This window comes from Gordonia sp. PDNC005, from assembly GCF_016919385.1.
In the GTDB taxonomy this organism is placed as follows: domain Bacteria; phylum Actinomycetota; class Actinomycetes; order Mycobacteriales; family Mycobacteriaceae; genus Gordonia.
On the sequence record NZ_CP070351.1, the window covers coordinates 761,126 to 786,333 of the forward strand.

Annotated in this window: 29 protein-coding genes; 13 read left to right on the top strand and 16 right to left on the bottom strand. The window is 67.4% G+C overall.

All coding sequences use genetic code 11. From position 1 onward, the window contains the following. Window positions 1-10: 10 nt before the first annotated feature. Both JVX90_RS03705 and JVX90_RS03710 read right to left on the bottom strand, forming a co-directional pair. Window positions 11-508: a hypothetical protein gene (locus tag JVX90_RS03705; protein WP_205331102.1), complete on the bottom strand. Its 498-nt coding sequence runs from the start codon at window positions 506-508 to the stop codon at window positions 11-13. Window positions 509-539: 31 nt separating this feature from the next. Next, complete coding sequence (locus JVX90_RS03710; RefSeq protein ID WP_205331103.1) at window positions 540-1,208, bottom strand: hemolysin III family protein; 669 nt, start codon at window positions 1,206-1,208, stop codon at window positions 540-542. A 60-nt stretch (window positions 1,209-1,268) separates the two neighbouring features. Here JVX90_RS03710 and JVX90_RS03715 point away from each other — a divergent pair, with 60 nt between their 5' ends. Together JVX90_RS03715 and ybaK are read left to right on the top strand one after the other, a co-directional pair. Next, complete coding sequence (locus JVX90_RS03715; RefSeq protein WP_205331104.1) at window positions 1,269-2,045, top strand: isoprenyl transferase; 777 nt, start codon at window positions 1,269-1,271, stop codon at window positions 2,043-2,045. Next, on the top strand, window positions 2,045-2,524 hold the full coding sequence (ybaK, locus tag JVX90_RS03720) for a Cys-tRNA(Pro) deacylase (protein ID WP_205331105.1): 480 nt from the start codon (window positions 2,045-2,047) through the stop codon (window positions 2,522-2,524). Before JVX90_RS03715 ends, ybaK begins: the two co-directional genes overlap by 1 nt. 37 nt (window positions 2,525-2,561) lie before the next feature. Here ybaK and coaA read toward each other — a convergent pair whose 3' ends face one another. Then, the gene (gene coaA / locus JVX90_RS03725) at window positions 2,562-3,503 is read right to left on the bottom strand and encodes a type I pantothenate kinase (RefSeq protein WP_008379709.1); all 942 of its coding nucleotides are present in this window, start codon (window positions 3,501-3,503) and stop codon (window positions 2,562-2,564) included. Window positions 3,504-3,536: 33 nt separating this feature from the next. Here coaA and JVX90_RS03730 point away from each other — a divergent pair, with 33 nt between their 5' ends. The 3 genes from JVX90_RS03730 to JVX90_RS03740 are packed head-to-tail and all read left to right on the top strand — an operon-like array spanning window position 3,537 to window position 6,949. After that, entirely contained in the window at window positions 3,537-4,763 is a 1,227-nt protein-coding gene (locus JVX90_RS03730; protein WP_205331106.1) for a DUF885 domain-containing protein, read from the top strand. A gap of 10 nt (window positions 4,764-4,773) precedes the next feature. Further along, the gene (gene glyA / locus JVX90_RS03735) at window positions 4,774-6,069 is read left to right on the top strand and encodes a serine hydroxymethyltransferase (RefSeq protein WP_205331107.1); all 1,296 of its coding nucleotides are present in this window, start codon (window positions 4,774-4,776) and stop codon (window positions 6,067-6,069) included. Between the two features lie 10 nt (window positions 6,070-6,079). Continuing rightward, window positions 6,080-6,949 (top strand): acyl-ACP desaturase, encoded by an 870-nt coding sequence (locus tag JVX90_RS03740; protein WP_205331108.1) that lies wholly within the window; start codon window positions 6,080-6,082, stop codon window positions 6,947-6,949. Between the two features lie 123 nt (window positions 6,950-7,072). On the opposite strand, the gene JVX90_RS03745 is transcribed toward JVX90_RS03740, so the two are convergent. Beyond that, window positions 7,073-7,363: a transcriptional regulator gene (locus JVX90_RS03745; protein ID WP_205331109.1), complete on the bottom strand. Its 291-nt coding sequence runs from the start codon at window positions 7,361-7,363 to the stop codon at window positions 7,073-7,075. Continuing rightward, a complete protein-coding gene (locus tag JVX90_RS03750) occupies window positions 7,360-7,824 on the bottom strand; it encodes a hypothetical protein (protein WP_205331110.1) in 465 nt (154 codons plus the stop codon). The genes JVX90_RS03745 and JVX90_RS03750 overlap by 4 nt, the downstream gene beginning before the upstream one ends. A gap of 297 nt (window positions 7,825-8,121) precedes the next feature. Here JVX90_RS03750 and JVX90_RS03755 point away from each other — a divergent pair, with 297 nt between their 5' ends. Next, window positions 8,122-9,423, top strand: coding sequence for a PhoH family protein (locus JVX90_RS03755; RefSeq protein WP_205331111.1), 1,302 nt, complete (start codon window positions 8,122-8,124; stop codon window positions 9,421-9,423). Between the two features lie 36 nt (window positions 9,424-9,459). On the opposite strand, the gene JVX90_RS03760 is transcribed toward JVX90_RS03755, so the two are convergent. After that, window positions 9,460-10,320: a DUF559 domain-containing protein gene (locus tag JVX90_RS03760; protein WP_205331112.1), complete on the bottom strand. Its 861-nt coding sequence runs from the start codon at window positions 10,318-10,320 to the stop codon at window positions 9,460-9,462. A 156-nt stretch (window positions 10,321-10,476) separates the two neighbouring features. Next, the gene (locus tag JVX90_RS03765; RefSeq protein ID WP_205331113.1) at window positions 10,477-11,064 is read right to left on the bottom strand and encodes a class I SAM-dependent methyltransferase; all 588 of its coding nucleotides are present in this window, start codon (window positions 11,062-11,064) and stop codon (window positions 10,477-10,479) included. A 111-nt stretch (window positions 11,065-11,175) separates the two neighbouring features. Here JVX90_RS03765 and JVX90_RS03770 point away from each other — a divergent pair, with 111 nt between their 5' ends. Both JVX90_RS03770 and JVX90_RS03775 read left to right on the top strand, forming a co-directional pair. Beyond that, window positions 11,176-12,054 (top strand): L,D-transpeptidase family protein, encoded by an 879-nt coding sequence (locus tag JVX90_RS03770; protein WP_240194047.1) that lies wholly within the window; start codon window positions 11,176-11,178, stop codon window positions 12,052-12,054. Between the two features lie 95 nt (window positions 12,055-12,149). Beyond that, a complete protein-coding gene (locus tag JVX90_RS03775; protein ID WP_205331114.1) occupies window positions 12,150-12,590 on the top strand; it encodes a VOC family protein in 441 nt (146 codons plus the stop codon). Here JVX90_RS03775 and JVX90_RS03780 read toward each other — a convergent pair. The 3 genes from JVX90_RS03780 to JVX90_RS03790 are packed head-to-tail and all read right to left on the bottom strand — an operon-like array spanning window position 12,587 to window position 15,008. Beyond that, complete coding sequence (locus tag JVX90_RS03780; protein WP_205331115.1) at window positions 12,587-13,252, bottom strand: PIG-L family deacetylase; 666 nt, start codon at window positions 13,250-13,252, stop codon at window positions 12,587-12,589. The genes JVX90_RS03775 and JVX90_RS03780 overlap by 4 nt on opposite strands. Window positions 13,253-13,272: 20 nt before the next feature. Beyond that, a complete protein-coding gene (locus JVX90_RS03785; protein WP_205331116.1) occupies window positions 13,273-13,902 on the bottom strand; it encodes a response regulator transcription factor in 630 nt (209 codons plus the stop codon). Next, on the bottom strand, window positions 13,899-15,008 hold the full coding sequence (locus tag JVX90_RS03790; protein WP_205331117.1) for an ATP-binding protein: 1,110 nt from the start codon (window positions 15,006-15,008) through the stop codon (window positions 13,899-13,901). The genes JVX90_RS03785 and JVX90_RS03790 overlap by 4 nt, the downstream gene beginning before the upstream one ends. A gap of 139 nt (window positions 15,009-15,147) precedes the next feature. Between JVX90_RS03790 and JVX90_RS03795 the strand changes: the two genes are divergently transcribed. Then, window positions 15,148-16,107, top strand: coding sequence for an ABC transporter permease (locus JVX90_RS03795; protein ID WP_205331118.1), 960 nt, complete (start codon window positions 15,148-15,150; stop codon window positions 16,105-16,107). 11 nt (window positions 16,108-16,118) lie between these two features. Next, a complete protein-coding gene (locus tag JVX90_RS03800; protein WP_205331119.1) occupies window positions 16,119-16,799 on the top strand; it encodes an ABC transporter ATP-binding protein in 681 nt (226 codons plus the stop codon). A 51-nt stretch (window positions 16,800-16,850) separates the two neighbouring features. Here the strand turns inward: JVX90_RS03800 and glpX are convergent, their stop codons facing one another. After that, window positions 16,851-17,840, bottom strand: coding sequence for a class II fructose-bisphosphatase (gene glpX, locus JVX90_RS03805; RefSeq protein ID WP_008379736.1), 990 nt, complete (start codon window positions 17,838-17,840; stop codon window positions 16,851-16,853). A 109-nt stretch (window positions 17,841-17,949) separates the two neighbouring features. Between glpX and JVX90_RS03810 the strand changes: the two genes are divergently transcribed. Then, a complete protein-coding gene (locus tag JVX90_RS03810; RefSeq protein ID WP_205331120.1) occupies window positions 17,950-18,531 on the top strand; it encodes a DUF4245 domain-containing protein in 582 nt (193 codons plus the stop codon). 75 nt (window positions 18,532-18,606) lie between these two features. Here the strand turns inward: JVX90_RS03810 and JVX90_RS03815 are convergent, their stop codons facing one another. Genes JVX90_RS03815 through JVX90_RS03825 form a run of 3 tightly spaced genes read right to left on the bottom strand, consistent with a single transcriptional unit; the run spans window position 18,607 to window position 20,689 of the window. Further along, window positions 18,607-18,825 carry an exodeoxyribonuclease VII small subunit gene (locus tag JVX90_RS03815; protein ID WP_205331121.1) on the bottom strand — a complete coding sequence of 73 codons (219 nt, stop codon included), beginning with the start codon at window positions 18,823-18,825 and terminating at the stop codon, window positions 18,607-18,609. Then, complete coding sequence (gene xseA / locus JVX90_RS03820; RefSeq protein ID WP_205331122.1) at window positions 18,822-20,039, bottom strand: exodeoxyribonuclease VII large subunit; 1,218 nt, start codon at window positions 20,037-20,039, stop codon at window positions 18,822-18,824. The genes JVX90_RS03815 and xseA overlap by 4 nt, the downstream gene beginning before the upstream one ends. Further along, window positions 20,036-20,689: a lipid droplet-associated protein gene (locus tag JVX90_RS03825; protein WP_205331123.1), complete on the bottom strand. Its 654-nt coding sequence runs from the start codon at window positions 20,687-20,689 to the stop codon at window positions 20,036-20,038. Before JVX90_RS03825 ends, xseA begins: the two co-directional genes overlap by 4 nt. A 34-nt stretch (window positions 20,690-20,723) precedes the next feature. On the opposite strand from JVX90_RS03825, the gene JVX90_RS03830 reads away from it, so the two are divergent. Next, entirely contained in the window at window positions 20,724-21,671 is a 948-nt protein-coding gene (locus JVX90_RS03830; RefSeq protein WP_205331124.1) for a 4-hydroxy-3-methylbut-2-enyl diphosphate reductase, read from the top strand. Here the strand turns inward: JVX90_RS03830 and JVX90_RS03835 are convergent. Further along, window positions 21,661-22,230: a TetR/AcrR family transcriptional regulator gene (locus JVX90_RS03835; RefSeq protein ID WP_205331125.1), complete on the bottom strand. Its 570-nt coding sequence runs from the start codon at window positions 22,228-22,230 to the stop codon at window positions 21,661-21,663. The genes JVX90_RS03830 and JVX90_RS03835 overlap by 11 nt on opposite strands. Window positions 22,231-22,285: 55 nt before the next feature. Here JVX90_RS03835 and kstD point away from each other — a divergent pair, with 55 nt between their 5' ends. Beyond that, the gene (gene kstD / locus JVX90_RS03840; protein ID WP_205331126.1) at window positions 22,286-23,995 is read left to right on the top strand and encodes a 3-oxosteroid 1-dehydrogenase; all 1,710 of its coding nucleotides are present in this window, start codon (window positions 22,286-22,288) and stop codon (window positions 23,993-23,995) included. On the opposite strand, the gene mycP is transcribed toward kstD, so the two are convergent. Then, entirely contained in the window at window positions 23,937-25,208 is a 1,272-nt protein-coding gene (gene mycP / locus JVX90_RS03845) for a type VII secretion-associated serine protease mycosin (protein WP_205331127.1), read from the bottom strand. The two genes, kstD and mycP, sit on opposite strands and share 59 nt — an antisense overlap.

Sequence of the window (25,208 nt, forward strand, 5' to 3'; positions counted from 1 at the left end):
GTGATGAGGACTACTTCAGCGAGAGGGGAGGGCCGCGAAGTCCGACGGACCCGAACAACAGGAGAGCGGCGGGCGCCTCTGTGCGGCTTCGAGGGGCAGGCGCCACTCGGCGTGACGGGACCGCAACGAACGGCACGGGAGTCGAGACCCGGCGAACTGCACATGCGACGGCGTCGTACGTCGCGATCAGTGCGAGCGCAACAAGTGTCCCGACGCCGTGGGCCACCGCCATCGACGGGCTCCACAAGTCGTGGTGGTGCCCGGTGAGGACAACCAAGAGGATGTGGACAACGCCCTGGCCTGCGAGAAGTGCAGGAAGCGTAGGCAGTCGCGGGGCGGCGCCGACGACGGCGCCGATCACCACCGCGGCGGCTGCGACGATCATCAGCGTGTCCGTCGACGGGAGCATTCCCTGCGCCAGACCGTGCGCGGCGATCGCGGTCAGCGCCGATGCTCCACCCACGACGCCGCCGCGCATGCGCGAGGGGGCGGCGATTCCGGTGGACACAGGCGGTGACTCTACGGCAGGAGGGCCGCGGTCAGTTCAGGACTACCAACCAGACCGCGATGTAGTGCAGAAGCGCCGCGAGAGCTGTGCAGGCGTGGAACACCTCGTGGTGGCCGAACACTCCCGGCCACGGGTCGGGCCAGCGTAGTGCAAAGAGCACCCCACCGACGCTGTAGAGGACGCCGCCGACTGCCAGCAACACCAGGACGGCGACGCCCGCGGTGCTGACCAGTGCGGGTGCGACGAAGATGATGACCCATCCGAGCGCGATGTACAGGATCACTCCCAGCCAGCGAGGCGACGTGGGCCAAAGCATCTTCAGCGTGACGCCTGCGAGGGCTCCCGCCCAGACGCCGCCGAGTATCCACCACCGAGTAGGGGCGTCGAGAGCCATCATGCAGAAGGGCGTGTACGTGCCCGCGATGAAGACGAAGATCATCGAGTGGTCGGCACGTTTCATGGCGATCCGCGCCTGCGGGGTCGTCCAGTGCACGCGGTGGTAGACGGTGCTGACCGTGAACAGTCCGCAGATCGTGACGACGTACACGACCACCGACAGGACGTCATTCGCGTCGCGGTGAATGGCGGTTCCGGCGATGAGGATGACTCCGATCGCCGCGGCGACTACGGCGGAGTACGTGTGGATCACGCCGCGCAGGGTCGGTTTCACGGCCTGCACCTCGGAGGGAGTATCGATCATGGAACCTACGCTACCGTAAGTTTCGCGCCGGTAACTTGTTCGCCGAGTAACATCGCGGCTGTGAAACTCCTCCCCGACGCCCTCCGCGGAGGCATGTACCGCGTCTACGAACGCCGTCTCGTGCAACTCATGGACCCCGACCGGGTTCCGCGGCACGTCGCTATCATCTGCGACGGCAATCGGCGGTGGGCGCGAGAGGCTGGATTCGACGATGTCGCGCACGGTCACCGCGTCGGCGCCAAGCGAATCGCGGACATGCTCGGCTGGTGCCACGAGTTGGGCATCGAGGCCGTCACGATCTACCTCCTGTCGACGGAGAATCTGTCCCGCGCGTCGGACGAGCTGAATGCGCTGATGGAGATCGTGCCCGACATCGTCGACGAGATCTCGCACGGCGACTGGCGTGTGCGGATCGTCGGAAACCTCGACAACCTGCCCGGACCCGTCGCGAACCGCCTGCGTGAGGCCTCCGAGCGGACGGCCGGGCTCTCCGGCATGAACGTCAACGTCGCAGTCGGCTACGGTGGCCGCCAAGAGATCGTCGACGCTGTGCAGGCGCTGCTGTCCGACGCCGCGGATTCCGGCGCGACGCCCGCCGAGATGATCGAGGCCGTCACGGTGGCCGGGATCGACGCGAACCTGTACACCTCGGGCCAACCCGACCCGGATCTGGTGATCCGGACGTCCGGCGAACAGCGACTCAGCGGATTCCTGCTGTGGCAGAGCGCGTACTCGGAGATATGGTTCACCGACGCCTACTGGCCCGAATTCCGCCGCGTCGACTTCCTCCGGGCGCTCCGCGACTACGCGGCCCGCAGTCGGCGTTTCGGCAAGTAGTGGCGGCGACACCGGCGATCGCCGCGCTCGAACAGGCGGGAGTCGCGCACACCGTCCGCAGCTATCACCACGATCGACGCAGCACCGACTACGGCGCCGAGGCCGTCGACGCGATGGCGGAACTGGGCATCAGCGCCGAACGGATCTTCAAGACTCTCGTCGTCGACCTCGGCGGCACACTCGCCGTCGCCGTCGTGCCCGTCCCCGAGAAACTGTCGTTGAAGGCCGCGGCGAAAGCGCTCGGGGCGCCGAAGGCGGCGATGGCCGACGCGTCGAAGGTCACGCGCACGACTGGCTACGTGCTCGGGGGAGTGTCGCCGGTCGGGCAGAAGACGACGCTGCCGACCGTCGTCGACGAGTCCGCCTTCATGTGGGACACGGTGCTCTGCAGCGCCGGGAAACGCGGCCTCGAGATCGAACTGGCGCCCGACGACCTCGTCGCGGCGACCGACGCCGTCGTCGCAGACATTCTTGCGTAGTTGGACCGCCGTCCGCTGCTCGTCGAAGCGACCGGACTCAGAGCTTCCGCAGGCGGACCTTGTTGATCGAGTGATCCCGGTCTTTGCGGAGCACAAGCGTCGCGCGGGGCCGGGTCGGAAGCACGTTCTCGATGAGGTTGGGGCGGTTGATCGACGTCCAGATGTCGCGCGCGGCGATCTTCGCCTGCTGGTCGGTCAACGACGCGTAGTGGTGGAAATGCGAGTTCGGATTCTGGAACGCGGTGGTCCGCATCTGCAGGAAACGCGAGATATACCAGCGTTCGATGTCGGACGTCTTCGCATCGACGTAAATGGAGAAGTCGAACAGGTCCGAGACGGTCAGGGTCGGGCCGGTCTGCAGGACGTTCAAGCCCTCGACGATGAGGATGTCGGGCTGTTCCACCTCGATGAACGCATCGGGGACGATGTCGTAGCTGACATGTGAGTACACGGGCGCGGTGACGAACGACGCCCCCGACTTCACCTCGGTGACGAACCTCAGCAGACCACGCCGGTCGTACGACTCCGGGAAACCCTTGCGATGCATGATGCCGCGTCGTTCGAGTTCGGCGGTCGGATAGAGGAACCCGTCCGTGGTGATCAGGTCGACCTTCGGGTGCGTCTCCCACCTCGACAGGAGCTTCGCGAGCACACGCGCAGTGGTCGACTTGCCTACGGCCACGCTGCCTGCGATGCCGATGACAAACGGCACCTGCCGGTTGCGTTGGTGCTCGCCGAGGAACGTCGACGTCGCGGCGAACAACCGGCGTCTGGCCTCGACCTGCATGTGAATCAGACGGGAGATCGGCAGGTAGACCTCGGCGACCTCGGTGAGGTCGATCTGCTCACCCAGACCGACGAGGTCTTCGAGCTCGGACTCGGTCAGCACCATCGGCATCGACTGCCGCAGTTCACGCCACTGCTTGCGGTCGAGTTCGAGATAGAGGCCGGGGTCGCGGTCGCTGGAATGGCGCGCCATGACCGGTAACGGTACAGGCATAGGCTGGCAGGCATGACCGCAGCGCAGCGCCCGTCCGATGATCCGGTGATCGAGTACCTCCGCATCGGGCTGCTGTTCGACCGTTTGGAGGAGGGATTCGTCGACGCCTTCACCGGCGACCCGGCGTTGCGGGCCGAGGCACAGAACGCGCCGCGGCCCGATCCGGCGCAGCTCGGCGCACGTGCTCGCGCGCTCCTCGAACGACTTCCCGACGGACTCCCGGCCGACCGTGCAGAGTTCGTCGCCGCGCACCTGCGTGCGCTGGAATGCTCGGCGCGAAAGTTCGCGGGGGAGGACGTCGGGTTCGTGGACGAGGTGCGCGCGTACTTCGACGTCGACATCGCGCCCGCCGATCCGGCTCGTTACCGGGAGGCGCACGGCGCACTGGCGGAGGCGCTCGGAATCCCGGGCGCGACGGGCGAACGGCTGCGCGACGAGTACCAGCGGTACCGCCGCGCGGGCGAGATCCCCGCGGACCTCACCGAGCCGCTGATCGCCGCTTTCGCGAGCAGCCTGCGTGACCGGGTGCGTGCGGAGTTCCCACTGCCGCCGAGTGAGGTGGTGGAGTTCGACGTCGTCTCGGACAAGCCGTGGTCGGGCTTCAACTACTACCTCGGCGACTACCGATCGAAGGTCGCCGTGAACACCGACCTCCCGCAGCACCTGTCTGGGCTGCCGGGACTCATCGCTCACGAGGCGTACCCGGGGCATCACACCGAGCACTGCCGGAAGGAGCAGAGGCTTGTCGGGACCGGGCAGATCGAGCACACGATCTTCCTGGTCAACACGCCACAGTGCCTGATGGCCGAGGGCCTGGCCGACCATGCGCTTGCCGCCGCGATGGGGCCGGAATGGCATGAGTGGGCCGCTGAGATCTACGCCGACTTCGGTCTGCGGTTCGATGCGGAGAGGGCCCGTGCCGTGTCGGCGGCCACCGCCGGCCTGCTCACCGTCCGGCAGGACGCCGCGCTCATGCTTCACGATCGGCACGACGACGCCGACACCGTCGCGGCGTTCCTTCAACAATGGCTGCTCGTCGATCCGGACCGCTCGCGGCAGATGCTGAGGTTCCTCACCTCGCCGCTGTGGCGGGCGTACATCTCCACCTACGTCGAGGGCTACCGACTGCTGGGCGATTGGCTCGACGACGCGCCGTCGGACCAGCGACTCACCCGATTCGGAAGGTTGCTCGACGAACCCCTCACCCCGGCGGTTCTCCGAGCTGAACTATCGAACTAGAATGCACGGCATGAGTCAGTTCACGCAGTCCTTGGCCGAACTCGATCCCGATGTGGCTGCCGCCATGAACGGTGAGCTGTCCCGTCAGCGCGACACCCTCGAGATGATCGCGTCGGAGAACTTCGTGCCGCGCGCGGTGCTTCAGGCGCAGGGCAGCGTCCTGACCAACAAGTACGCCGAGGGATACCCGGGCCGCCGTTACTACGGAGGCTGTGAGTACGTCGACGTCGTCGAGGACATCGCCCGCAACCGTGCCAAGGAACTGTTCGGCGCCGAGTTCGCCAACGTGCAGCCGCACGCGGGCGCCCAGGCGAACGCCGCAGTGCTGCAGGCGCTGATGGAACCCGGCGAGACGCTGCTCGGTCTCGATCTGGCGCACGGCGGCCATCTCACGCACGGCATGCGACTGAACTTCTCGGGCAAGCTGTACGAGAACGCCTTCTACGGTGTCAGCAAGGAAGACTTCCGCATCGACATGGACGAGGTGCGCAAGATCGCCCTCGACACCAAGCCGAAGGTGATCGTCGCGGGCTGGTCCGCCTACCCGCGCACGCTCGACTTCGCGGCGTTCCGGTCGATCGCAGACGAGGTCGGCGCACACCTGTGGGTCGACATGGCGCACTTCGCCGGTCTTGTCGCGGCCGGCCTGCATCCGAACCCGGTCGAATATGCCGACGTCGTCTCGACCACCGTCCACAAGACCCTCGGTGGTCCGCGCTCGGGCATGATCCTGGCGAAGAAAGAGTGGGCCAAGAAGCTCAACTCCGCCGTCTTCCCCGGTCAGCAGGGTGGACCGCTCATGCATGCCGTCGCCGCCAAGGCGGTCGCACTCAAGGTCGCAGCGAGTGACGAGTTCGCCGAGCGCCAGCGGCGCACGCTGTCCGGTGCGAAGATCCTCGCCGACCGCCTTCTCGGAGACGATGTCGCCAAGTCCGGAATCACCGTGCTGACCGGCGGCACCGACGTCCACCTCGTGCTCGTCGACCTCCGCGATTCCGACCTCGACGGCCAGCAGGCCGAAGATCTTCTCCACGAGATCGGCATCACCGTGAACCGCAACGCCGTGCCGTTCGATCCGCGTCCGCCGATGGTCACTTCCGGCCTGCGCATCGGCACGCCTGCGCTCGCAACTCGCGGTTTCGGCGACACCGAGTTCACCGAGGTCGCAGACATCATCGGCACCGCGCTCGCGGCGGGCAAGAACGCCGACGTCGCATCGCTGCGCGCCCGTGTCAGCGCTCTCGCGCTCGACTTCCCGCTGTACGAAGGTCTCGAGGACTGGGGCCTGATGAGCGGTGTGAAGTAAGGTGGCGCCCGTGTCAGTACTGAGCGAAGACGAGTTGATCACCGCGCTGGAGAAGGCTCTCCCCGAGATCGCCGAAGAACACGCGGCCGCCGCGCTCGCGTGGAACCCAGGCGACTGGGTGCCGTGGGACAAGGGCCGCAACTTCGCGTTCCTTGGCGGCGAAGACTTCCAGCCCGGCGACGAGACACTGAACGAGACGGCCGCGGCAGGCCTGCTCGCGCTGCTGCTGATGAAGGACAACCTGCCGTCCTTCCACCGCGTCATCTCGATGTTCTTCCCGCCGTTCTCCGACTGGCGCCAGCTCGTCGGAACGTGGACCGCGGAGGACAACCGTCACGCGATCGTGCTGCGCGACTACCTCGTCGTGACCCGCGCGACCGACCCGGTCGACGCCGAGAACCGTCGTCGCATCCACGTCGTCGCGGGCTGGCGTCAGACGCCTGAAGAGGTCGATTCGCTCGGCCCGCTCGACGTCCTCGCGCTGCTCGCAGTGCACGAGAACCAGTGTGATCACTTCATCGGCAAGCTCCTCGAGCACGCCGACGATTCCGATCTGAAGAACATCCTGGAGAAGATCCGCCACGACGACGCGGCACAGGCCTCATTCTTCGAGGCGTTCCTGGTCGCGGGAGCCGTCGCGGACCAGGAGGCGACGCTGCTCGCAGTCGACCGCGCACTGGCAGGCATCGAGCACATCGGTGACGACGTCGCCGACTTCGACGCTCAGCGCGCGCTCATCAGCGACTTCGAAGACGCCGCATCCGACGCTGCGATCGCCCGCCGGCTGGCCGACGCGCTGAAGATCGACAGCCTGCAGAGCCTCTCCGACGATGCGGAAGCAGCCCGCGCGCGCATCCTGGAGCGGGCCGGGAGTCACTGACCGTCGATCGTCACGGCTCACCCGAAGAAGCCCGCAGTCAGCCATCCTGTGAACACGGGAGTTCTGATCTGCGGGTTTTCTCGTTGCGTCGACGTCAGTGTGTCGGCAACTGATCCGTCGGAGTCACCCCGCGATAAGACGTTCGAGTGCTCTCTTGTGGGCCTCGAACGCCTTCTTGCCGTCGCCGGTGATCTTGTACGTGGTCGAGCCGCCGCGGCCGCGGGACTTGGTCACGCTGACGTATCTGGCGTCGACGAGCGCTGCCATCTGTTTGGACAGGTCGGAGTCGCTGACGGCGAGGTGATCTCGCAGGAACGTGAAGTCGGTGGTCGTCGCGTTGCGCAGCACGGCGAGCGCCGCGAGGCGTTTCGGCGGAGTCAAGACGGGGTCGAGATCGCCGAGTGGGCTGGTCACTCCAGTCGCTCCCGGACGGCGCGGGCGGCACGCGCATACGCGGCCTCGTAGGCTGCGATTCCGGCGGTGACGAGGACGAATGTCGCGAGCACTCCGGCGAGCGGCTCCCACATCCCGAGAGGGATCACGACCGCCGCGATAACCACGACGCCCGCGGCGTAGGCAAGCATCGGGCCTCGAAGCTCGCGCGGCGCGCCGGTCAGGGTGGGCATCGTCCCGCGGACTCGTGTGTGCCAGGCGACGAAGGCGCCGACCAGAGCTATCAGGACGATCATCGCCGGGATCGCGAACTTCGTGTCGGGTCGATACCAGACGATCGCCGCCAGGCAGGTGAACCAGGCTCCGACGGCGGGTGAGTACCAGGGCGGAGTCGGCGGGTAGTCGACGAACGGTGCGGCGGCGGCGCGCTCGGCTTCGCGGAGTGCGTCTCGCGCCGCCTGCGGGTCCGGTGTAGTTTCCATATTGGAAAATATAGAGAGTGCTTTCTCATCTGGCAAGTACTGATTCTTCTGGTTACACGTTGTTCACCGACACGCTGGCCGGCATTCGCCGATGGTCGGTGTGACCCGGCGTACGTTGAGCCTTGACGGGCCGTGGGGAAGCGGTTCGTTCGGGAGGTTCGATTCGTGGACGATCACGTCACGAGAGGACCGGCCCCGGTCCTCGCCGACGTCGGCTGACACCGACTCAGGCACGAACCGGCCGGCCGGAGAAAACTCGGACCGCGCGGGAGCCGCGCGGCGCCAAGGAGCCTTGACGTGACCGCACGCACCTACGTCCTCGACACCTCCGTACTGCTCTCCGACCCGTGGGCGGTGACTCGGTTCGCCGAGCACAACGTTGTCCTCCCACTCGTGGTGATCAGCGAACTCGAGGGCAAACGGCATCACAGTGAACTCGGCTGGTTCGCCCGCCAAGCCCTCCGTCTGCTCGACGACATGCGCGTCGAACACGGTCGGCTCGACGAGCCGCTACCGGTCGGTGACCTCGGCGGAACCGTTCAAGTGGAGCTCAATCACACGGACCCGGCCGTCCTGCCCGCGGGATTCCGCAACGACACCAACGACTCCCGCATCCTCGCGTGCGCTCTCAATCTGCGGGCCGAGGGGCGGGACGTGACCCTCGTGTCCAAGGACACGCCGTTGCGAGTCAAGGCAGGCGCGGTCGGACTCGCCGCCGACGAGTACCACGCGCAGGACGTGGTCGTATCCGGTTGGACGGGAATGGACGAGCTCGACGTTCTCGACTCCGACATCGACACGCTCTTCGCTGACGGGGTCGTGGACGTCGACGAAGCCCGCGACCTGCCGTGCCACACCGGTGTCCGAATGGTCGGAGCGTCCGGGAGTGCGCTTGGCCGAGTCACGGACACCAAACAGGTCCAGTTGGTCCGCGGCGATCGTGAGGTGTTCGGCCTCCGTGGACGATCGGCCGAGCAGCGGGTTGCGCTCGACCTGCTCCTCGACGAGTCCGTCGGCATCGTCTCGCTCGGCGGCAAGGCCGGCACCGGAAAATCCGCGCTCGCACTGTGCGCGGGCCTGGAGGCGGTACTCGAGCGCCGGACGCAGCGGAAGGTCGTGGTCTTCCGCCCGCTGTACGCGGTTGGTGGACAGAATCTCGGTTACCTGCCCGGCAGCGAATCGGACAAGATGGGGCCCTGGGCGCAGGCCGTCTTCGACACCCTTGAGGGCCTGGTGTCCACAGAGGTCATCGACGAAGTCCTCTCTCGCGGGATGCTCGAGGTGTTGCCGCTGACTCACATTCGAGGCCGCTCCTTGCACGACTCGTTCGTCATCGTCGACGAAGCGCAATCGTTGGAGCGAAACGTGCTGCTCACCGTGCTCTCGCGGCTCGGTTCCGGATCTCGTGTGGTCCTGACTCACGATGTCGCTCAGCGCGACAATCTCCGGGTCGGCCGCCACGACGGAGTCGCCGCCGTCATCGAGAAGCTCAAGGGGCACCCGCTCTTCGCTCACATCACCCTGACGCGCAGCGAGCGCTCTCCGATCGCCGCTCTTGTCACCGACATGCTTGAGGAGTTCGCGCCTGGCGCACCCTGATCATTCGCGCGAGTGGTACCTGAGGGGTCGACGGACCTACCATGCGGGTTCGGTCGTCATCTCCGGTACCACTCCGGCGAGTACCGACCGGCGCATATGCGCGCCGTTCCGAATTGCAGTCATGATCCGCTCGTGGGTCTTGTCCTTGTCGAGGACCACTTGGTCGTAGCTGAACGGCAGCAAGTGATAGCCGAGGTTCTGCGCATCGGTGATTCGGATGCGGTCGCTCGTGAAATGCGGGCGGTCGCCGTGGAACTCGAACCCGTCGAGTTCCACGATCAGCCACCGGCCGATCAGGATGTCGACGGTTCCGACGCCTGCGATCTTCACCTGGATGTCGAGCTTCACGTTCTCGCGGAGCAAGCGAAACCGGATCATCGACTCCTGGCCGGACATGGCACGACCATCGATCTTGTCGAGCAGTCGACGGACGCGCCCGGGGGCGCTGCGGAACAGGTGCTCGATCTCGTCGAACGACATCATCCCGAGGTAGACCAGCGAATCGCACACCACGACGATGCCCTCGTCGTCCAGGCAGTGCACGCTGTGGGCGAGTGCGGTCGCGACGTCATCGATTGCGCCGTACTCCGACTCCGGTCTGCCGAACCGTCGGCAGAAGGGCCCGCGGCGGTTGGACACCGCCCAGCGGTTGCCTCGAACGTGCACATCGTGATGCTCGGGAACCGACACGCCGTGGTAGTCGAGTGCGGACACGCAGCTGAGCACGCCCCCACGACGGACCGCCTCTACAGCGGGATCCTGCCGATCTCCGACCTGGATCCATCCGCGTCGAAGGACGCGTGCCTTGCGTTCACGGAGGAGTTTCTCCACACTCGCCCGTCCGAGAGTCTGATACAGCCGGCTGGTGGGGTACACCCCGAAGGGGATCTCGTTCATTCCGCGAGCATTATCGGCTGAGCATCCTCTGTCCGGCGGAAATCGTGGAAACCGGGCTTCTGTGGACAGCGCCGATTCCATCCACAGATCGCGCGGGTGGTACCGCTGGCGCGGTCGAGGGTGCTATGCGGCGGTGGTCGTCGGCAGGCGTACCAATCAGGCGAGGCGGAGGATCGACACCGCAAAGTCGGCGTCGTCGCGCCAAGGTCTTACGTCCCACGTGGAGAGTCGGAGATCGAGGGTGAGACCTGCGGCGGCGACGGCGTCGTCGAAGGTGGCGATGCTCAGCTTGTCGGTGTGGAACCCGACCGCGATGAACCCGTCGTCGGTCAAGTGTGCCTTCAGGCGGCTGAGGACCAGGGCTTCGGTGTCCGGCGCGACGAATGCGAGAACATTTCCGGCGCAGACGATCGCGTCGAACGCAGTCCCGAGGTCGAGCGTCGACAGGTCCTGGACCCGCCAGTCGGGACCCGGATGGTCGGCGATCGCCGCGTCGATCAGGATCGGGTCCACATCCACGCCGACCACCTCATGGCCGACTCCGTGCAGGTAGCCGCCGACACGGCCGGGTCCGCAGCCCGCGTCGAGAATCCGAGAACCGCGGCCCACCATCGCGTCGATGAGGCGGGCCTCGCCGACGAGGTCCGCGCCGTCGGCTGCCATTGTGCGGAATCGGTCGACGTACCACTCGCTGTGTCCGGGCTTGGTGTCGGTGATCCAGCGGGGCGGGGGAGGGGTGGTCATGGCCTCGACGATAGCTGCGCCGCTGTCGCATTGCGGAAAGGTGACGATGCTCTCCCGGGGTGGCGTATGCCCGGATGTCGCTGGCACACTGAGATGATGCTGAAGTTACTGATGAGGCGTGTGTGGCAATTGGGACTACTGGGGACGGCGGTTGTCGTTGCGCTGGTGGTCGGGACGGGATCGGCGTCCGCCGCGCCGACGGCCCCCGCTCCCACTCCCGGAACGTCGGACATCACGACGTTGATCGAAACCATTCTGAAGTCGTTGAACGTCCCCGGGCTGCCCGGTGGAACCACTCCGCAGGCCGCTGACGCGACCAAGCAGATGGTTGTGGTCACCGCGCCGGTGGCGACGTCGCAGACCGCGACGTTGACCGCATTCGAGAAGGACGACGCGGGCGTCTGGAAGCCGGTCATCGGCCCGACGAAGGCGTGGCTCGGAGAGAAGGGCATGGGTAAGGCGCAGGACAACGTCTACCGCACACCGCAGGGCACTTTCCCGCTCGACCAGGCGTTCGGTCGCCAGGAGAACCCGGGCACCAAGATGCCGTACTTCAAGGCGGACACTCAGGACTGGTGGGATTCGGACCCGAAGTCGCCGACCTACAACACCCACGTCCGCCAGGCGCAGAGCCCAGGCGGCGACAGCGAGAACCTCTACAACATGGGCCCCGTGTACGACTACGCGGTCAACGTCGCGCACAACCCGAACCGCGTGCCGGGCGACGCGTCGGCGATCTTCCTGCACGTGAGCGACAATCAGCCGACGTGGGGCTGCATCGCGATCGAGCGCCAGAAGATGATCGACGTCCTCAAATGGCTCGACCCGGCGAAGAGCCCGAAGATCACGATCGGCGTGAACATCGACGCACCGAAGGACGCTCCGGCGCCTGAAGCCAGCCCGAACGGCGACGTCATCGGCGGAGTCCTCGGCAACCTCGCCGCGCTCATCCCCGACACGTTGAAGGGGTTGATCCCCGCCACGAGTTGACGGCGGATTGCCGTCAGCGGAAACCCACACGAACCTTTCAGCGAGCCGAGGCCGTACGCGATACACGCGTGCGGCCTCGGACTTATGGTGGGGAAATGATCACAAACGTTTCGCTCACGAGCATCTGGGTCAAGAACATCGACGAGTCGAAGGCGTTCTACACCGACGTCCTCGGCTTCGACCTCCAAGAGGACATGACGATGGGCGACTTCCGGTGGTGCACCGTGTCGCACCCCACGCAGCCGGAGCTGAGCATTCACCTCACCACTCCGAGCGCCCCGTTGCCCGACTACCTGATCTCGGCGATGGTCCGCGCGCAGGACGAGGGCGGCCTCCCCGCGTTGGGACTGAACGTCGACGACTGCCGGGCCACCGTCGAAGAACTGAAGGGCAAAGGCGTGGAGTTTCTGCAGGATCCTGAAGAGCGCCCCTACGGCGTGGAGGCGATCATGCGAGACAACTCCGGAAACTGGCTGGTCCTCGTCGAGCCGCGCGAGTACACAGATGCTGACTTCGAGGGCGTCGACCTCGGCTAACGGGCTGCGCGCAGCAGTTCCAATCCTGTCGCGCGGGCTGCCGGGAAGCCGTCGATCGGGCCGGTCGACCGTTCGACCTGGGCCGCTGCCTGCTCGTCGACGGGCGTCGACGGGTCGAGCACTTCCAGATACACGCGGTGGCATTCGAGGGCGCGAGTCGCTGCGTCGGTGAACCCCTCGACGTCAACCGCGTGTGTTGCACCCGGGCCGTTGCAATACAGCGGACCCGGGCCGTCGTACGCGTCGACAACGGCCTGTGCGAATTCCATGTGATCACGCTGGTTGGGGAGGCCAGGACCCCATTCCGGACCGCCGTACAGGCTGATGACAACGTCTGGGTTGATCCGCGCCACGGTTTCGGCGACCTTCGCCCGGAGCTCGGCGGTGTTGAAGATCTCGCTGTCCGGGAAGCCCCAGAACTCCACCTCGTCGACGCCGACTACGGCCGCTGACGCGATCTGCTCACCTTCTCGGAGCGGGCCCGCCTCGGCTGGCGCCATCCCTTCGATGCCCTTCTCTCCGCTGGTCGCGAGGGCGTAGACCACCCGCTTGCCCTGCGACGTCCACCGCGCGACGGCGGCGGCAAGCCCGTACTCCGGATCGTCGGGGTGCGCGACGAGGACGAGGGCCGTGGACCAGTTCTCCGGGACTGTTTCGATCATGGGCCCACCGTACGCCCGCGTCAGTCGATCAACCCGCGGTCTCGGGCCGCGGCGATCACCTTGGTGCGACTGTTGACGCCGAGCTTGTCGAAGATGTGGACGAGATGCGATTTCACGGTCGCCTCGGAGATGACCAGCCGACGGGCGATCTCCCGGTTGGTCCCGCCCGAGGCGAGCTGTTCGACGATCTGGAGTTCCCGACCGGTGAGCGCCGAGTCCGGGGACGTGACGCGCGACAGCAGGCGGGCCGCGATCGCCGGACCGAGCACTGTTTCGCCTGCAGCGGCGGAGCGGATCGCAGCGGTCAGAACGTCGGGCGCGGCGTCCTTCAACAGATAGCCGACGGCGCCGGCGTCTACGGCGCGGACGATGTCGACGTCGGACTGATAGGTGGTCAAGATGAGGACGTTGGGCGGGTCGGCGAGCCCGCGGATCGACGCGGTCGCGTACACGCCGTCGGCCGTGGGGTCAGCGCCGTGCAGCCGAAGGTCCATGAGGACGACGTCGAGGAGGGTTCCGGTCGCGGTGTCGACAGCGTCGGCCGCAGTGCCGGCTTCGGCGACGACCGTGATGTCGGGGACCGGCCCGAGGACGGCCCGAAGTCCTGCGCGGACCACCGGGTGATCGTCGACGATCATCACGCGGATCATGCGATCGATCCGATCGGAATCCGGGCGTGCACAGTTGTTCCTCCTCCCGGTGTGGCGTCGACGCTCACCTCACCGTTGCATCGGGCCACGCGTGAGCGCATGGCCCGAAGCCCAAAACCTGAACCGCCCACACGAGTACCGATCCCGACCCCGTCGTCCACGACATCCACGTGGACTTCACCGGGCAGCCACGTCAACGTCAGCGCGGCGGACGTCGCTTCGGCGTGACGGCGGACGTTGAGGACAGCCTCCTGGACTGTCCGCAGGAGAGTGCGTTCGACGTCGTCGGACACCTCGATAGGTGTGCCGTGCTCGGCGAAGACGGCGGGCACACCCGCATCCGTCAGGACTGCGGCCTGTCGTGCCAAGGCTTCCGACAGCCCGCCTGCGGGTGCAGGACCGTCGATGCCGGAGAGGAATCGACGCGATTCGACCAGCGCGGCCTGCGCGGTGTTGAGCGCGGCGTCGGGCTGTCCGGCGCGCAGCAACATGATGATGCTCGCGAGATGCTGGCCGACGCCGTCGTGGATCTCGCCGCCGAGACGATCGCGTTCGGCCAGCACGCCTGCTTCTCGTTGCTGTGCCGCGAGTTCGTCCCGCGTGAGCACCAGCTCGTCGACCAGGCGGTCCCGCTCGGCGACCATGGCGGCGATTCGAGTGAATGCCTCGGTGACGGCGACGGCCGTCGCGATGCCGATGGTCGGCCCGATGACGCCGCCGACCGTGAAGCCCTGCGTCACCCAGACACCCGCGACGGACACGATCGCGATCACGACGGCCGCGGCGGCCGCGGCCGCGCGAGGAAGGAACCGCCAGCAGAGGATCGCCAGGACGAACGCCAACCACACGAAGTCGTCGGACGCCGCCACCAGGGCGATCCAGCCGGCAGTCAGCGTCAGCGACCACAGGCCGGCACGCTCGCGGTGACCGCGAGCCGACGCGACCGCACCCACGACGTACCACCCGGCGACCAGCGCGGCGAGCATCAACGGAACCGCGGGCTGCGGTCCGGTCGACGATTTCGCCACACCCACCGCGAGCAACGTCGTGAACAGGACGTGGCCGCCCCATTCGGCGTAGCGGTCGGTGGTGCGATCGTCGGTCACTCACTCAGTATCACCGGCGGACAAGGCCCACTTCGACCAGTGCACCTTTTGATGGATGCGAAGACGACCCGTGCGGGCGATGCGCAGTGGCGCCGTTCGACGCGAGGCTGGAGGGACCACTGAACGACAGGAGAGAGACGTGTACATCGGATGGCGCGAGATCCGCGACGCCAGAGGACGATTCACACTGATCACGGGTGTGATCGCGGTGTTGACGTTGATGGTGGTGATGCTGTCGTCACTCGCCGCCGGGCTCGACGACGAATCGACGTCCGCCGTCCGCGCACTGCCAGGCGACGTGCGAACGCAGACCGCAGCCGACGGCGCGGCGTCGTCGCTCACCGACAGTCGAGTCGTCCCGACCGCAGGTGTCCCGGCACTCGGTGTCGCGACCACGCGCATCACCGCGGGGGAGCGAGCAGCGGCCGTGTCGGCGTTCGGCTTCTCCGACGTCGACACCGTCACCGTCGACCCGACCACGGCATCAGCGCTCGGTCTCACAACGGGATCGACTGCGACCATCGGAAGCACCCCCGTCCGCATCGACACGATCGCCGTCGTCGGCAAATACGCGCACACCCCAGTGCTGAGGATGCCGCTGAGCCTCTGGCAGGAGGCGACCGGACGCGACGCCGCATCGGCCCTGCTCACTGACCGGTACATACCCGGAACAGTGAGGACTGCGCACCGTGATCTGCCGTCACTCGTCCCCGGCTACAGTTCTGAACACTCGTCGCTGTTGCTGATCCAGGCCCTGCTTGTGGGCGTCTCGGCGATCGTCGTCGGCGGCTTCTTCGCAGTCTGGACCGGTCAGCGAGTGCGCGCGCTCGCGGTGGTCCGAGCGATGGGTGCGAGTCGTCGCTACCTGCTGCGGGACGGGCTCGGCCAAGCTGCTGCGGTGCTCGGAGTCGGGCTCGTCGTCGGACTCTCGGTGGGATCGCTCGGCGCATGGATCGCATCGTCGACGGTTCCGATCGCCGTCGACCTGACGGCCACCGCCGGTCTTGTCGCGGGCATGGCGGTGCTCGGCATGGCTGGCGCGGGACTTGCCCTCAGACCGCTGGTCCGTGTGGATCCCCTCATCGCACTCAACCGATAGGAGAGAGACGGATGTCCCTCGAAATCACCGATGTCACCCTCACCTACCCGGACGGCGACGGGGCGCGTCTCACCGCCGTGGACGACGTCTCGCTGACCGTTCCGCGCGGCCGCCTCGTCGGACTCACCGGGCCGTCCGGATGCGGGAAGTCGAGCATTCTCTCGGTCGCCGGAACCCTCGTCGCGCCCGACCGCGGCCGGGTCGTCGTGGACGGGGTCGACGTGACCGACCTGACCGAAGAACAACGCGCGGAAGTGCGTCGCACCAGAATCGGCTTCGTCTTCCAGCACGACAACTTGCTGCCCGATCTGACAGCGCTCGAACAGGTACTTCTGCCAGTGCACATCGCGGGCGGTCGGCCCGCGGCCGCGAAGTCACGTGCTCGTGAACTGCTGGCCGACGTCGGTCTGGCTGACGCGGTGGACCGTCGGCCGCATCAACTGTCGGGCGGCATGAGGCAGCGGGTGAACATCGCACGAGCCCTCATCGGCGACCCCGGACTGGTGCTCGCCGACGAGCCGACGTCAGCCCTCGACTCGCACCGGGCGGCGGAGACCATGGCCCTGTTGACCGGCCTCGTTCGAGAACGAGGCATCGCCGCACTGCTCGTCACCCACGATCACCGCGCACTCGACGACGCCGACGACGTTCTCGTGATGCTCGACGGGCAATTGGATCCGCTGAAAGTCTGAACACAAGGCAGGCCCCGCCGGTGGCGGGGCCTGCCTTGTCGTGCTGGAGAACTACAGGTCGATGCGCGCGAACTCGCGGAGCTTCGACGTCTGGTGGACGGCCTCGACGGTGCGGACCGTGCCAGACTTGCTGCGCATGACGAGCGAGCGGGTGGTCGCGCCGTTCGGGCGGTAGGTGACGCCGCGGAGCATGTCGCCATTGGTCACGCCGGTGGCGCAGAAGAAGGAGTTCTCGCCGCTGACGAGGATCTCGTTGGTGAGGACTCGATCAAGGTCGTGACCTGCGTCGATTGCCTTCTGGCGCTCGGCCTCGTCCTTCGGCCACAGCTTGCCCTGGATCTCGCCGCCCATGCACTTCATGGCGACGGCACTGATGATGCCTTCGGGAGTGCCGCCGATGCCCATCAGCATGTCGACGGTCGAGTAGTCGCCTGCGGCGGCGATCGCGCCCGCGACGTCACCGTCGGAGATCAGGCGGATCTTGGCGCCGGCCTCGCGGATCTCGGAGATCAGCTCGGCGTGACGCGGGCGGTCGAGGACGACGACGGTCAGGTCGGCGACATCGATGCCCTTGGCTGCGGCGACGGAGTTGATGTTCCACTCGACCGACTGGTCGATGTCGATGGCGCCCTTGGCGGCCGGGCCGACGGCGATCTTGTTCATGTAGAACACTGCGGACGGATCGAACATGGTGCCGCGCTCGGAGACCGCGATCACGGCGATCGAGTTGGGGCGGCCTTCGGCCATGAGAGTGGTGCCGTCGATCGGGTCGACGGCGACGTCGACCTCGGGGCCTTCGCCGTTGCCGACGACCTCGCCGTTGTACAGCATCGGGGCTTCGTCCTTCTCGCCCTCGCCGATGACGACGGTGCCGCGCATCGAAACCGTCGAGAGGAGTTCACGCATCGCGTCGACAGCCGCGCCGTCGCCGCTGTTCTTGTCGCCGCGTCCAACCCAGCGGCCTGCAGCGAGTGCTGCCGCCTCGGTGACTCGAACGAGTTCCATCGCGAGATTACGATCGGGTGCTTCCTTCGACGACATGTGACTCCACTCCTAGGCACCAATGCACAACACAGACGCTCCAATTCTTTCATGGCCGCGACGGACCCGGGAAGCGTGGGTGCACGAGAGTCCGTGGATAATGGCTGGCATGGCCGATAAACCCCGAATCCTGCAGGACGGCAGGGACATGATGTGGTCCCTCATCCCGCTCGCTGTTCTCGTGTTGATCGTCGCGGGTGTCGCGGGCAGCTGCAGCTGGGGATTCGGCAGCGATGCCAACGACAAGAAGGTCCCGTACTTCGACGTCTCCGACGGCCTGCTCGCCGACGCGTCGACGATGCACTTCCCGATCCGGGATCCGAAGGTGCCCGCCGACTGGCAGCCCAACTCGGGATCAACACAGAACGTCGAGACGACATTGTCGAGCAACGTCGGATGGATCACCGGGGCGGGCGCGTACGTGCAGCTCACCCAGACCGACGCCACCGAAGAGCCGCTTCTCCGTCAGCTCCTGGGCGACGAGGCGTCCGGCACGGGTACGCGAGAGATCGGCGGCCGCACCTGGGTCACCTACGAGAACGCCGACCACAAGAAGGCGTGGATCTCCGACTTCGGCGACGTCCGCATCGCAGTCAAGGGCTCCGGCAAGGACGAGTCGCTGGAAGCGCTCGCCGTAGGCGTCGCCGCCGCGCAGCCGATCGTCTCCACGCGACCCAAGCCGACGGGATAACCTGCTCTGCGCCGTGCTCGACCGGACTCCTCCACCGCGCGTTGATCGCTCCGCTCGCTCAACGAGCGCGAGGCGCTAGTCGTCGTCGCCGGCGTTGAGGGCCTCTTCGATGCGGGCGCGGGCGCCTTCGAGGTGGGCCGTGCAGCGGGTCGCGAGGGCCTCGCCGCGCTCCCAGAGGGCAAGTGACTCGTCGAGTCCGAGACCGCCGTGTTCCAGGGCGGCGACGACCTGCGACAGTTCGTCGCGGGCGTCCTCGTAGGAGAGTTCCTCCACCGGGATCGGGGTATCGGTCATGAGCGTTCTCCTTCGATGGTCGCGTGGACGGACCCGTCGGCCACCCGGATGCGCACCTGCGCGCCGTCGGGCAGGTCGTCGACGGTCGCCACCGCATGCGGTTGAGCGGTGTCGGTGCGCTGGACGACCGCGTAGCCGCGAGCGAGAGTCTGAGACGGACCGAGGGTGGCGAGACGGGCCGCGAACTGCGCGTGCCGATGCTCTTCGACGGTCACCAGATGCCGGATGCTGCGCCGGATGTCGACGACGGCCGAATCGACCTTGTCCTGCCTGCCGTCGATCATCGTCAGCGGTCGGGCGAGGACCGGCCTGGCGCGCAGTCCGTCGAGAACACGCTGTTCCCGGTGCACCCAGTTGCGGAGCGCGTGGGCGCTGCGTTCACGCAGCACGGCGATCGCCCGGAGTTCGGCAGTCACATCGGGGACCACACGTTTCGCGGCGTCCGTCGGAGTGGCGGCGCGGACATCGGCGACGAGGTCGAGCAGGGGAGTGTCCGGTTCGTGGCCGATCGCACTGACGACTGGTGTCTGACAGTCGGCGACGGCGCGCAGCAGCGTCTCGTCGGAGAAGGGGAGCAGGTCTTCGACACTTCCGCCGCCGCGAGCGATGATGATCACCTGGACGCGGGGATCTGCGTCGAGTTCGGCGAGTTGAGCGATGATCGCGGGGACGGCGGTCGGTCCCTGGACCGGAGTGTCGCGGACGTCGAATCGGACCGACGACCACCGTTCCTCGGAGACGGCGACCACGTCGCGCTGAGCGGCGCTCGCTCGGCCGCTGATCAAGCCGATCGTGTGCGGCAGGAACGGCAGGGGGCGTTTGCGTCGTGCGTCGAACAGGCCCTCCGCGGCGAGCAGGGCCTTGATCCGCTCGATGCGGGCGAGCAGTTCACCGATGCCGACCGGGCGGATGTCGGTGATTCGGAGTGACAGGGTGCCGCGTCCGGCGTAGTAGCTCGGCCGACCGCAGACCACGACGCGAGCCCCGTCCGTCAGTGGGACGGGGCTGCGGCGCAACAGGTTCGGATCACACGTGACTGAGATGGACATGTCGGCGGCCGGGTCACGGAGCGTCAAGAACGCCGTGCGGGTCCCGGGCCGGGAGTTGATCTGCGTCAACTGCCCCTCTACCCACACCTGGCCGAGCTTGTGGACCCACTCGCCGATCTTGAAGCTCAGCGTGCGTACCGGCCACGGCTCTTCGGGCGAGGTCACTGGCCGGCGTCGGCCTTCTTCTGGTGGCCCGCGATGCGGTTCTCGATCATCGTCACGAACGGCGTGCGGTTGCGGTTGGCGCGCTCGTACTCGGCCACCACCTGCAGGGTGTCGACGTCGAGGGTGCGGACCTTCGCGCGCAACTGCGCGAGGGTCAGCGCGTCGTAGTCGAGAGCGGCGACGGCCTCGGGCGTCGGGCCGACGGGCGTGTCCGACTTCGGGGTAGCGGTGGTGGTCCCGGGCGCGAGATCGGCCGGGACAGAGCTGAACAGCGCGTGGCGTCCGGCGGCGTCGGCCTTCGGCTCGGGAGCGGGCTCGGCGGCCGGAGTCGCCTCAGCGACGGACGTGGGGGCCGGATCCGCTTCGGGCTCGGGGACAGACTCGACCACCGCGGCGGCGGGCTCGTCGTCATCATCGAAGCGCGCCCATTCCGGCTGCTCCTCGGCTTTGTCGAAAATGGGCGACAACACTTCGTCACCCTTGATGGCGAGTTCGGCGATGTTCTGCTGCAGACGCATGCCCGCTTGCAGGGCGCTGCTCACCGCAGACATCGGCAGAGTGATGACCCGAGTCGGCAGTTTCCGGGTCTCCTCAACGGTCGTGACCAGCAGACCTGCCACCACGCGGGCGGGGTACGGAGGACGATTCATGTAAACACCTTCTCACAGCCGTACTCTTGATGTTATGGCTGAATCCAAGCGAGTCCTCCTCGCGTCGCCGCGCGGCTACTGCGCGGGTGTCGATCGCGCCGTCGAGACTGTCGAACGCGCGCTCGACAAGCACGGCGCTCCCGTCTACGTCCGCAAGGAGATCGTCCACAACCGGCACGTGGTCGACACCCTCGTCGAACGCGGTGCGGTGTTCGTCAGCGAGACCGACGAGGTGCCCGAGGGCGCCATCGTCGTGTTCTCCGCGCACGGTGTCTCCCCGGAGGTGCATCGCACAGCCGCGGAGCGCAGCCTCAAGACGATCGACGCCACATGCCCCCTGGTCACGAAGGTGCACCAGGAGGCGAAGCGCTTCGCACGCGACGACTACGACATCGTCCTGATCGGTCACGAGGGCCACGAAGAGGTCGAGGGCACCGCGGGTGAGGCACCCGAGCACATTCAGCTCGTCGACGGCCCCGACGCCGTCGACCAGGTGCAGGTGCGCGATCCCGAGCGTGTCGTCTGGCTCTCGCAGACCACACTCTCGGTGGACGAGACGATGCAGACCGTCAACCGCCTGCGGGAGAAGTTTCCCCTGCTCAACGATCCGCCGTCGGACGACATCTGCTACGCCACCCAGAATCGTCAGGTGGCGGTGAAGGCGATGGCGCCCAAATGCGATCTGGTGATCGTCGTCGGGTCGAAGAACTCGTCGAACTCGGTCCGTCTCGTCGAAGTGGCCCTGCAGAACGGTGCACAGGCGTCGTACCTCGTCGACTACGCGCGTGAGATCGACCTCGCGTGGCTCGACGGCGTCACCACGGTGGGGCTCACCTCCGGCGCTTCCGTTCCCGAGGTCCTCGTCCGCGGTGTGATCGATCTGCTCGCCGAGCACGGTTTCAACGATGTCGAGACCGTCACCACGGCGGAGGAGACGCTGACGTTCGCCCTTCCCCGCGAACTGCGGCCCTCTAGGAGCTGACCACGATGTCGGTGGCGTCTCTGATGAGGGTCTTGAGCTCTCGAGAGTCGCCGTCGAACCACCGGCGGTACGCGTAGGCGGCCGCCGCGAGGACGGCGTGCACTCGTACGCCCGCCTCGAGCGAATCCCCGGAGACGCCCATCCGTTCGGCCGCGAGCTGCACCAGCTCGCGGCCGTCGTCGTCTCGGATCAGGGTGACGCGGTCACGGAGTTCGGGGGCCCCGGCCAATGCGGTCCGCCACAGTTCCAGTTCCTCGTCCGATGACGCCTCGGTGCGCTCGACGATCGCATCGGCGAGCGCACGGAGCACTCCGACGTCGGTCGGCTGTGCGGCGAACGTGGAGACGATCGCAGCGCTGCTCGCTTCGAGCGGGTAGAGCAGCAGGTCGTCCTTATTGGTCACGTGCCGGAAATAGGTGCTCTCGGAGACGCCCGCCGCATCGGCGATCTGCTTTGTCGTGACCGACGAGTATCCCGCTTCGCCGAACAGGCGCCACGCGGCCGACTGAATGTCTTGTCGGACACGTGTGCGTTGGCGGGTGCGCAGGGGACGGCTCATGGTGTCCACCGTGCACTCTTGAACGTCGGCCTGCAAAATGATAGAAACTGTCACTATGAAAGAAACTGTCAGAACGGTGTCGGTGTCGGGTGCGGCGGGCCTCCCCGCGGAAGTCGACGTTGTCGTCGTCGGATCGGGCGCCGCCGGGATGTCGGCCGCGATCACCGCGGCCGCGGCTGGGCTCAAAGTGGTGATCGTCGAGAAGTCGCAGCGCTGGGGCGGCACCACGTCGCGCTCCGGCGGCGGTGTCTGGATTCCCGGGAACGAAGTGCTCGCCGCGAAGGGCCCCGCCGATTCCACGAGCGACGCCCGGACATATCTTCATTCGCTCGTCGGCGACGACGTCCCGGCCGAATTGATCGATGCGTACCTGGAACACGGGCCTGAGACGATCGCGTTCCTCAACCGGAACAGCGCCCTCGATCTGGAGTGGGTCCGCGGCTACAGCGACTACTTCCCGGAGGCTCCGGGAGGCCGCGCGTCGGGGCGCTCGTGTGAGCCGAAACCGTTCGACGTGCGCACGATCGGCGACGACTTCACGACGATGGAGCCGTTCTACACGCCGACCCCGCTGAATGTCGTCGTCAAACAGTCGGACTATCGCTGGCTCAGCACCGGGCTGCGGCGGTGGCGGGGCCCGGTCCGGATGATGGCAGTGGGCGCGCGCACCTTCGCCGCGAAGGCCCGCGGGCGCAGACTCGTCGGACTGGGCAACGCACTGGTCGCCTCACTGATGGTCGGCCTGCAACGCCATGGCGTGCCGATTCACCTCGGGGTTGCGCTCAGCGGTCTGATCACCGACGCCGAGGGCGCCGTCCTCGGAGCCCGAGTGACTGGCTCCGACGGTGAACACGAGGTGATCGCGCGACGCGGAGTGATCCTGGCCTGCGGCGGCTTCGATCACGATCCCGCACTGCGGGCACAGCATCACCGCGCGCCCGCCGGTCCGGACCTCTCGCTCGGTGTGGTCACGAACTCGGGCGACGGGCTCCGTGCTGCCACCGCGGTCGGCGCGGACACCGCCTTGCTCGATGACGCGTGGTGGGCGCCGTCGATCCCGCTGCCACGCGGGCCGTGGTTCGCGCTGGCCGAGCGCTCGCTGCCGCGGAGCATCATCGTGAACAAGCGGGGCGAGCGGTTCATGAACGAGTCGCTCCCGTACGTCGAGGCCACTCACGCGATGTTCGGCGGTGAGCACGGTGTGGGTCCGGGTGCAGCGGAGAACCTGCCCGCGTGGCTCGTCTTCGATCAGACGTACCGCAACCGCTATCTGTTCGCGGGCAAGCCGGCCCGCAGCCCGTTGCCGAAGAAGTGGTTCGACTCGGGGGCGCTCGTCAAGGCGGACACCGTTGCCGAACTCGCGGAGCGACTCGGGCTGTCCGAGGGCGCGCTGACGGCGACCGTCGACAGGTTCAACGGGTTCGCGCGCGACGGCGTCGACTCCGACTTCCACCGAGGGGAGTCGGCGTATGACCACTACTACGGCGACACGTCCAACAAACCCAACCCGAGCCTCGGGGAGATCTCCACTGGCCCCTTTTATGCTGCGGCGATAGTCCCGGCCGACCTCGGCACCAAGGGCGGCGTCCGGATCGACGTCCGTGCACGTGTGCTGCGCGACGACGACTCGGTGATCGACGGCCTCTATGCGGCGGGCAACGTCGCCGCGCCGGTCATGGGCCACACCTACGCCGGTCCGGGCGCGACTATCGGTCCCGCGATGGTGTTCGGGCGTGTCGCCGCGCTGGACGCAGCATCACGCTGAGGGCCACGGTGGCCGCGGCCAGCCCGGCTGTCAGGGCCACCCGTCTCAGGCCGCTGTCGCCGTCTTCGACCGGGGCGGGCGCGGCGATCCGGCGGGACGTCGACGACGGTCGAGCAGGGGGCGACTGCGCAGTCAGGGCGGCCACCGGATCGATCACACCGCGTCCGACGGCGGTGTCCGCACCGCCGCCGTGAGCTGTCGCGACGATCCGGTGGATCACCTCGGCGGCGGTCAGGTCGGGGAACCGAGACCGGATCAGTGCCGCCGTGCCTGAGACGTAGGGCGCCGCGTAACTGGTGCCTGCCAAGCCGCTCTCCCCAGTCGGCCCGGCGAGAGCGGTGATCGGTCCGGTCGGCGCGAGACCGACCACATCCGCTCCCGGCGCCGCGACCGACACCCACGGCCCGCGCAGAGTGAACGGTGCGGCCCTCCCGTCGGACGCCTGCGTCGCGCCGACAGTGAGCACCAGGGGCGACAGTCGCGCCGGCGTGGCGACCGTGACCACCGGAAGGCCTACGACGTCGGGATTCTGCTCGCGGCACTGTGTGCCGTCGGAGAGATTGCCCGCAGCCGCCACCACGACGACGTCGCGGACGACGGCGTCACGGAGCGCATCACGGACAGCACCGTCCCCTGCCGCCTGCGCTGCCGGAACGCACGCAGTCTCCGAGATGTTGACGACGTCGGCGCCGAGGTCGACCGCGCGTCGGATCGCCGCGGCGAGAGTCTCCAGCGGTCCGTAGCCCGCACCCACGGCCGCAGCGTCCCGGTCGGACGACTTCGCACGGTACGCGCCGCTCGACTGCCGGATCGAGATGATCGTCGCCTCCGGCGCCACCCCGATGTAGTCGTCGGCGGGTGACGGGCGGGCCGCGATGATCCCGGCGACCAGAGTGCCGTGGAGATCGCAGTCGTCGAGGCCGTCGCCAGAACTCACGTAGTCGCCTCCGCCGGTCAGCCCGGGGAGTCGGGGGTGCGGGGTGACGCCGGTGTCGATCACCGCCACCTTGACACCCGCGCCTCGACTGAACCGGTGGGCGGAAGCCAGATCGAGCAGGGTGTGACCGGGCGGCGTGCCGGTGAATCGTTCGGCCGTCGGGCGGGCGCACCGCGCGAACTGTTCGGTCGGGCTCGGCGGGGCTCCAATGGCGATCCCCGGCGCAGAGGCGAACGAGATCAGCAGGAGCGACGCCGTGATCACCGTCGCGCGCAC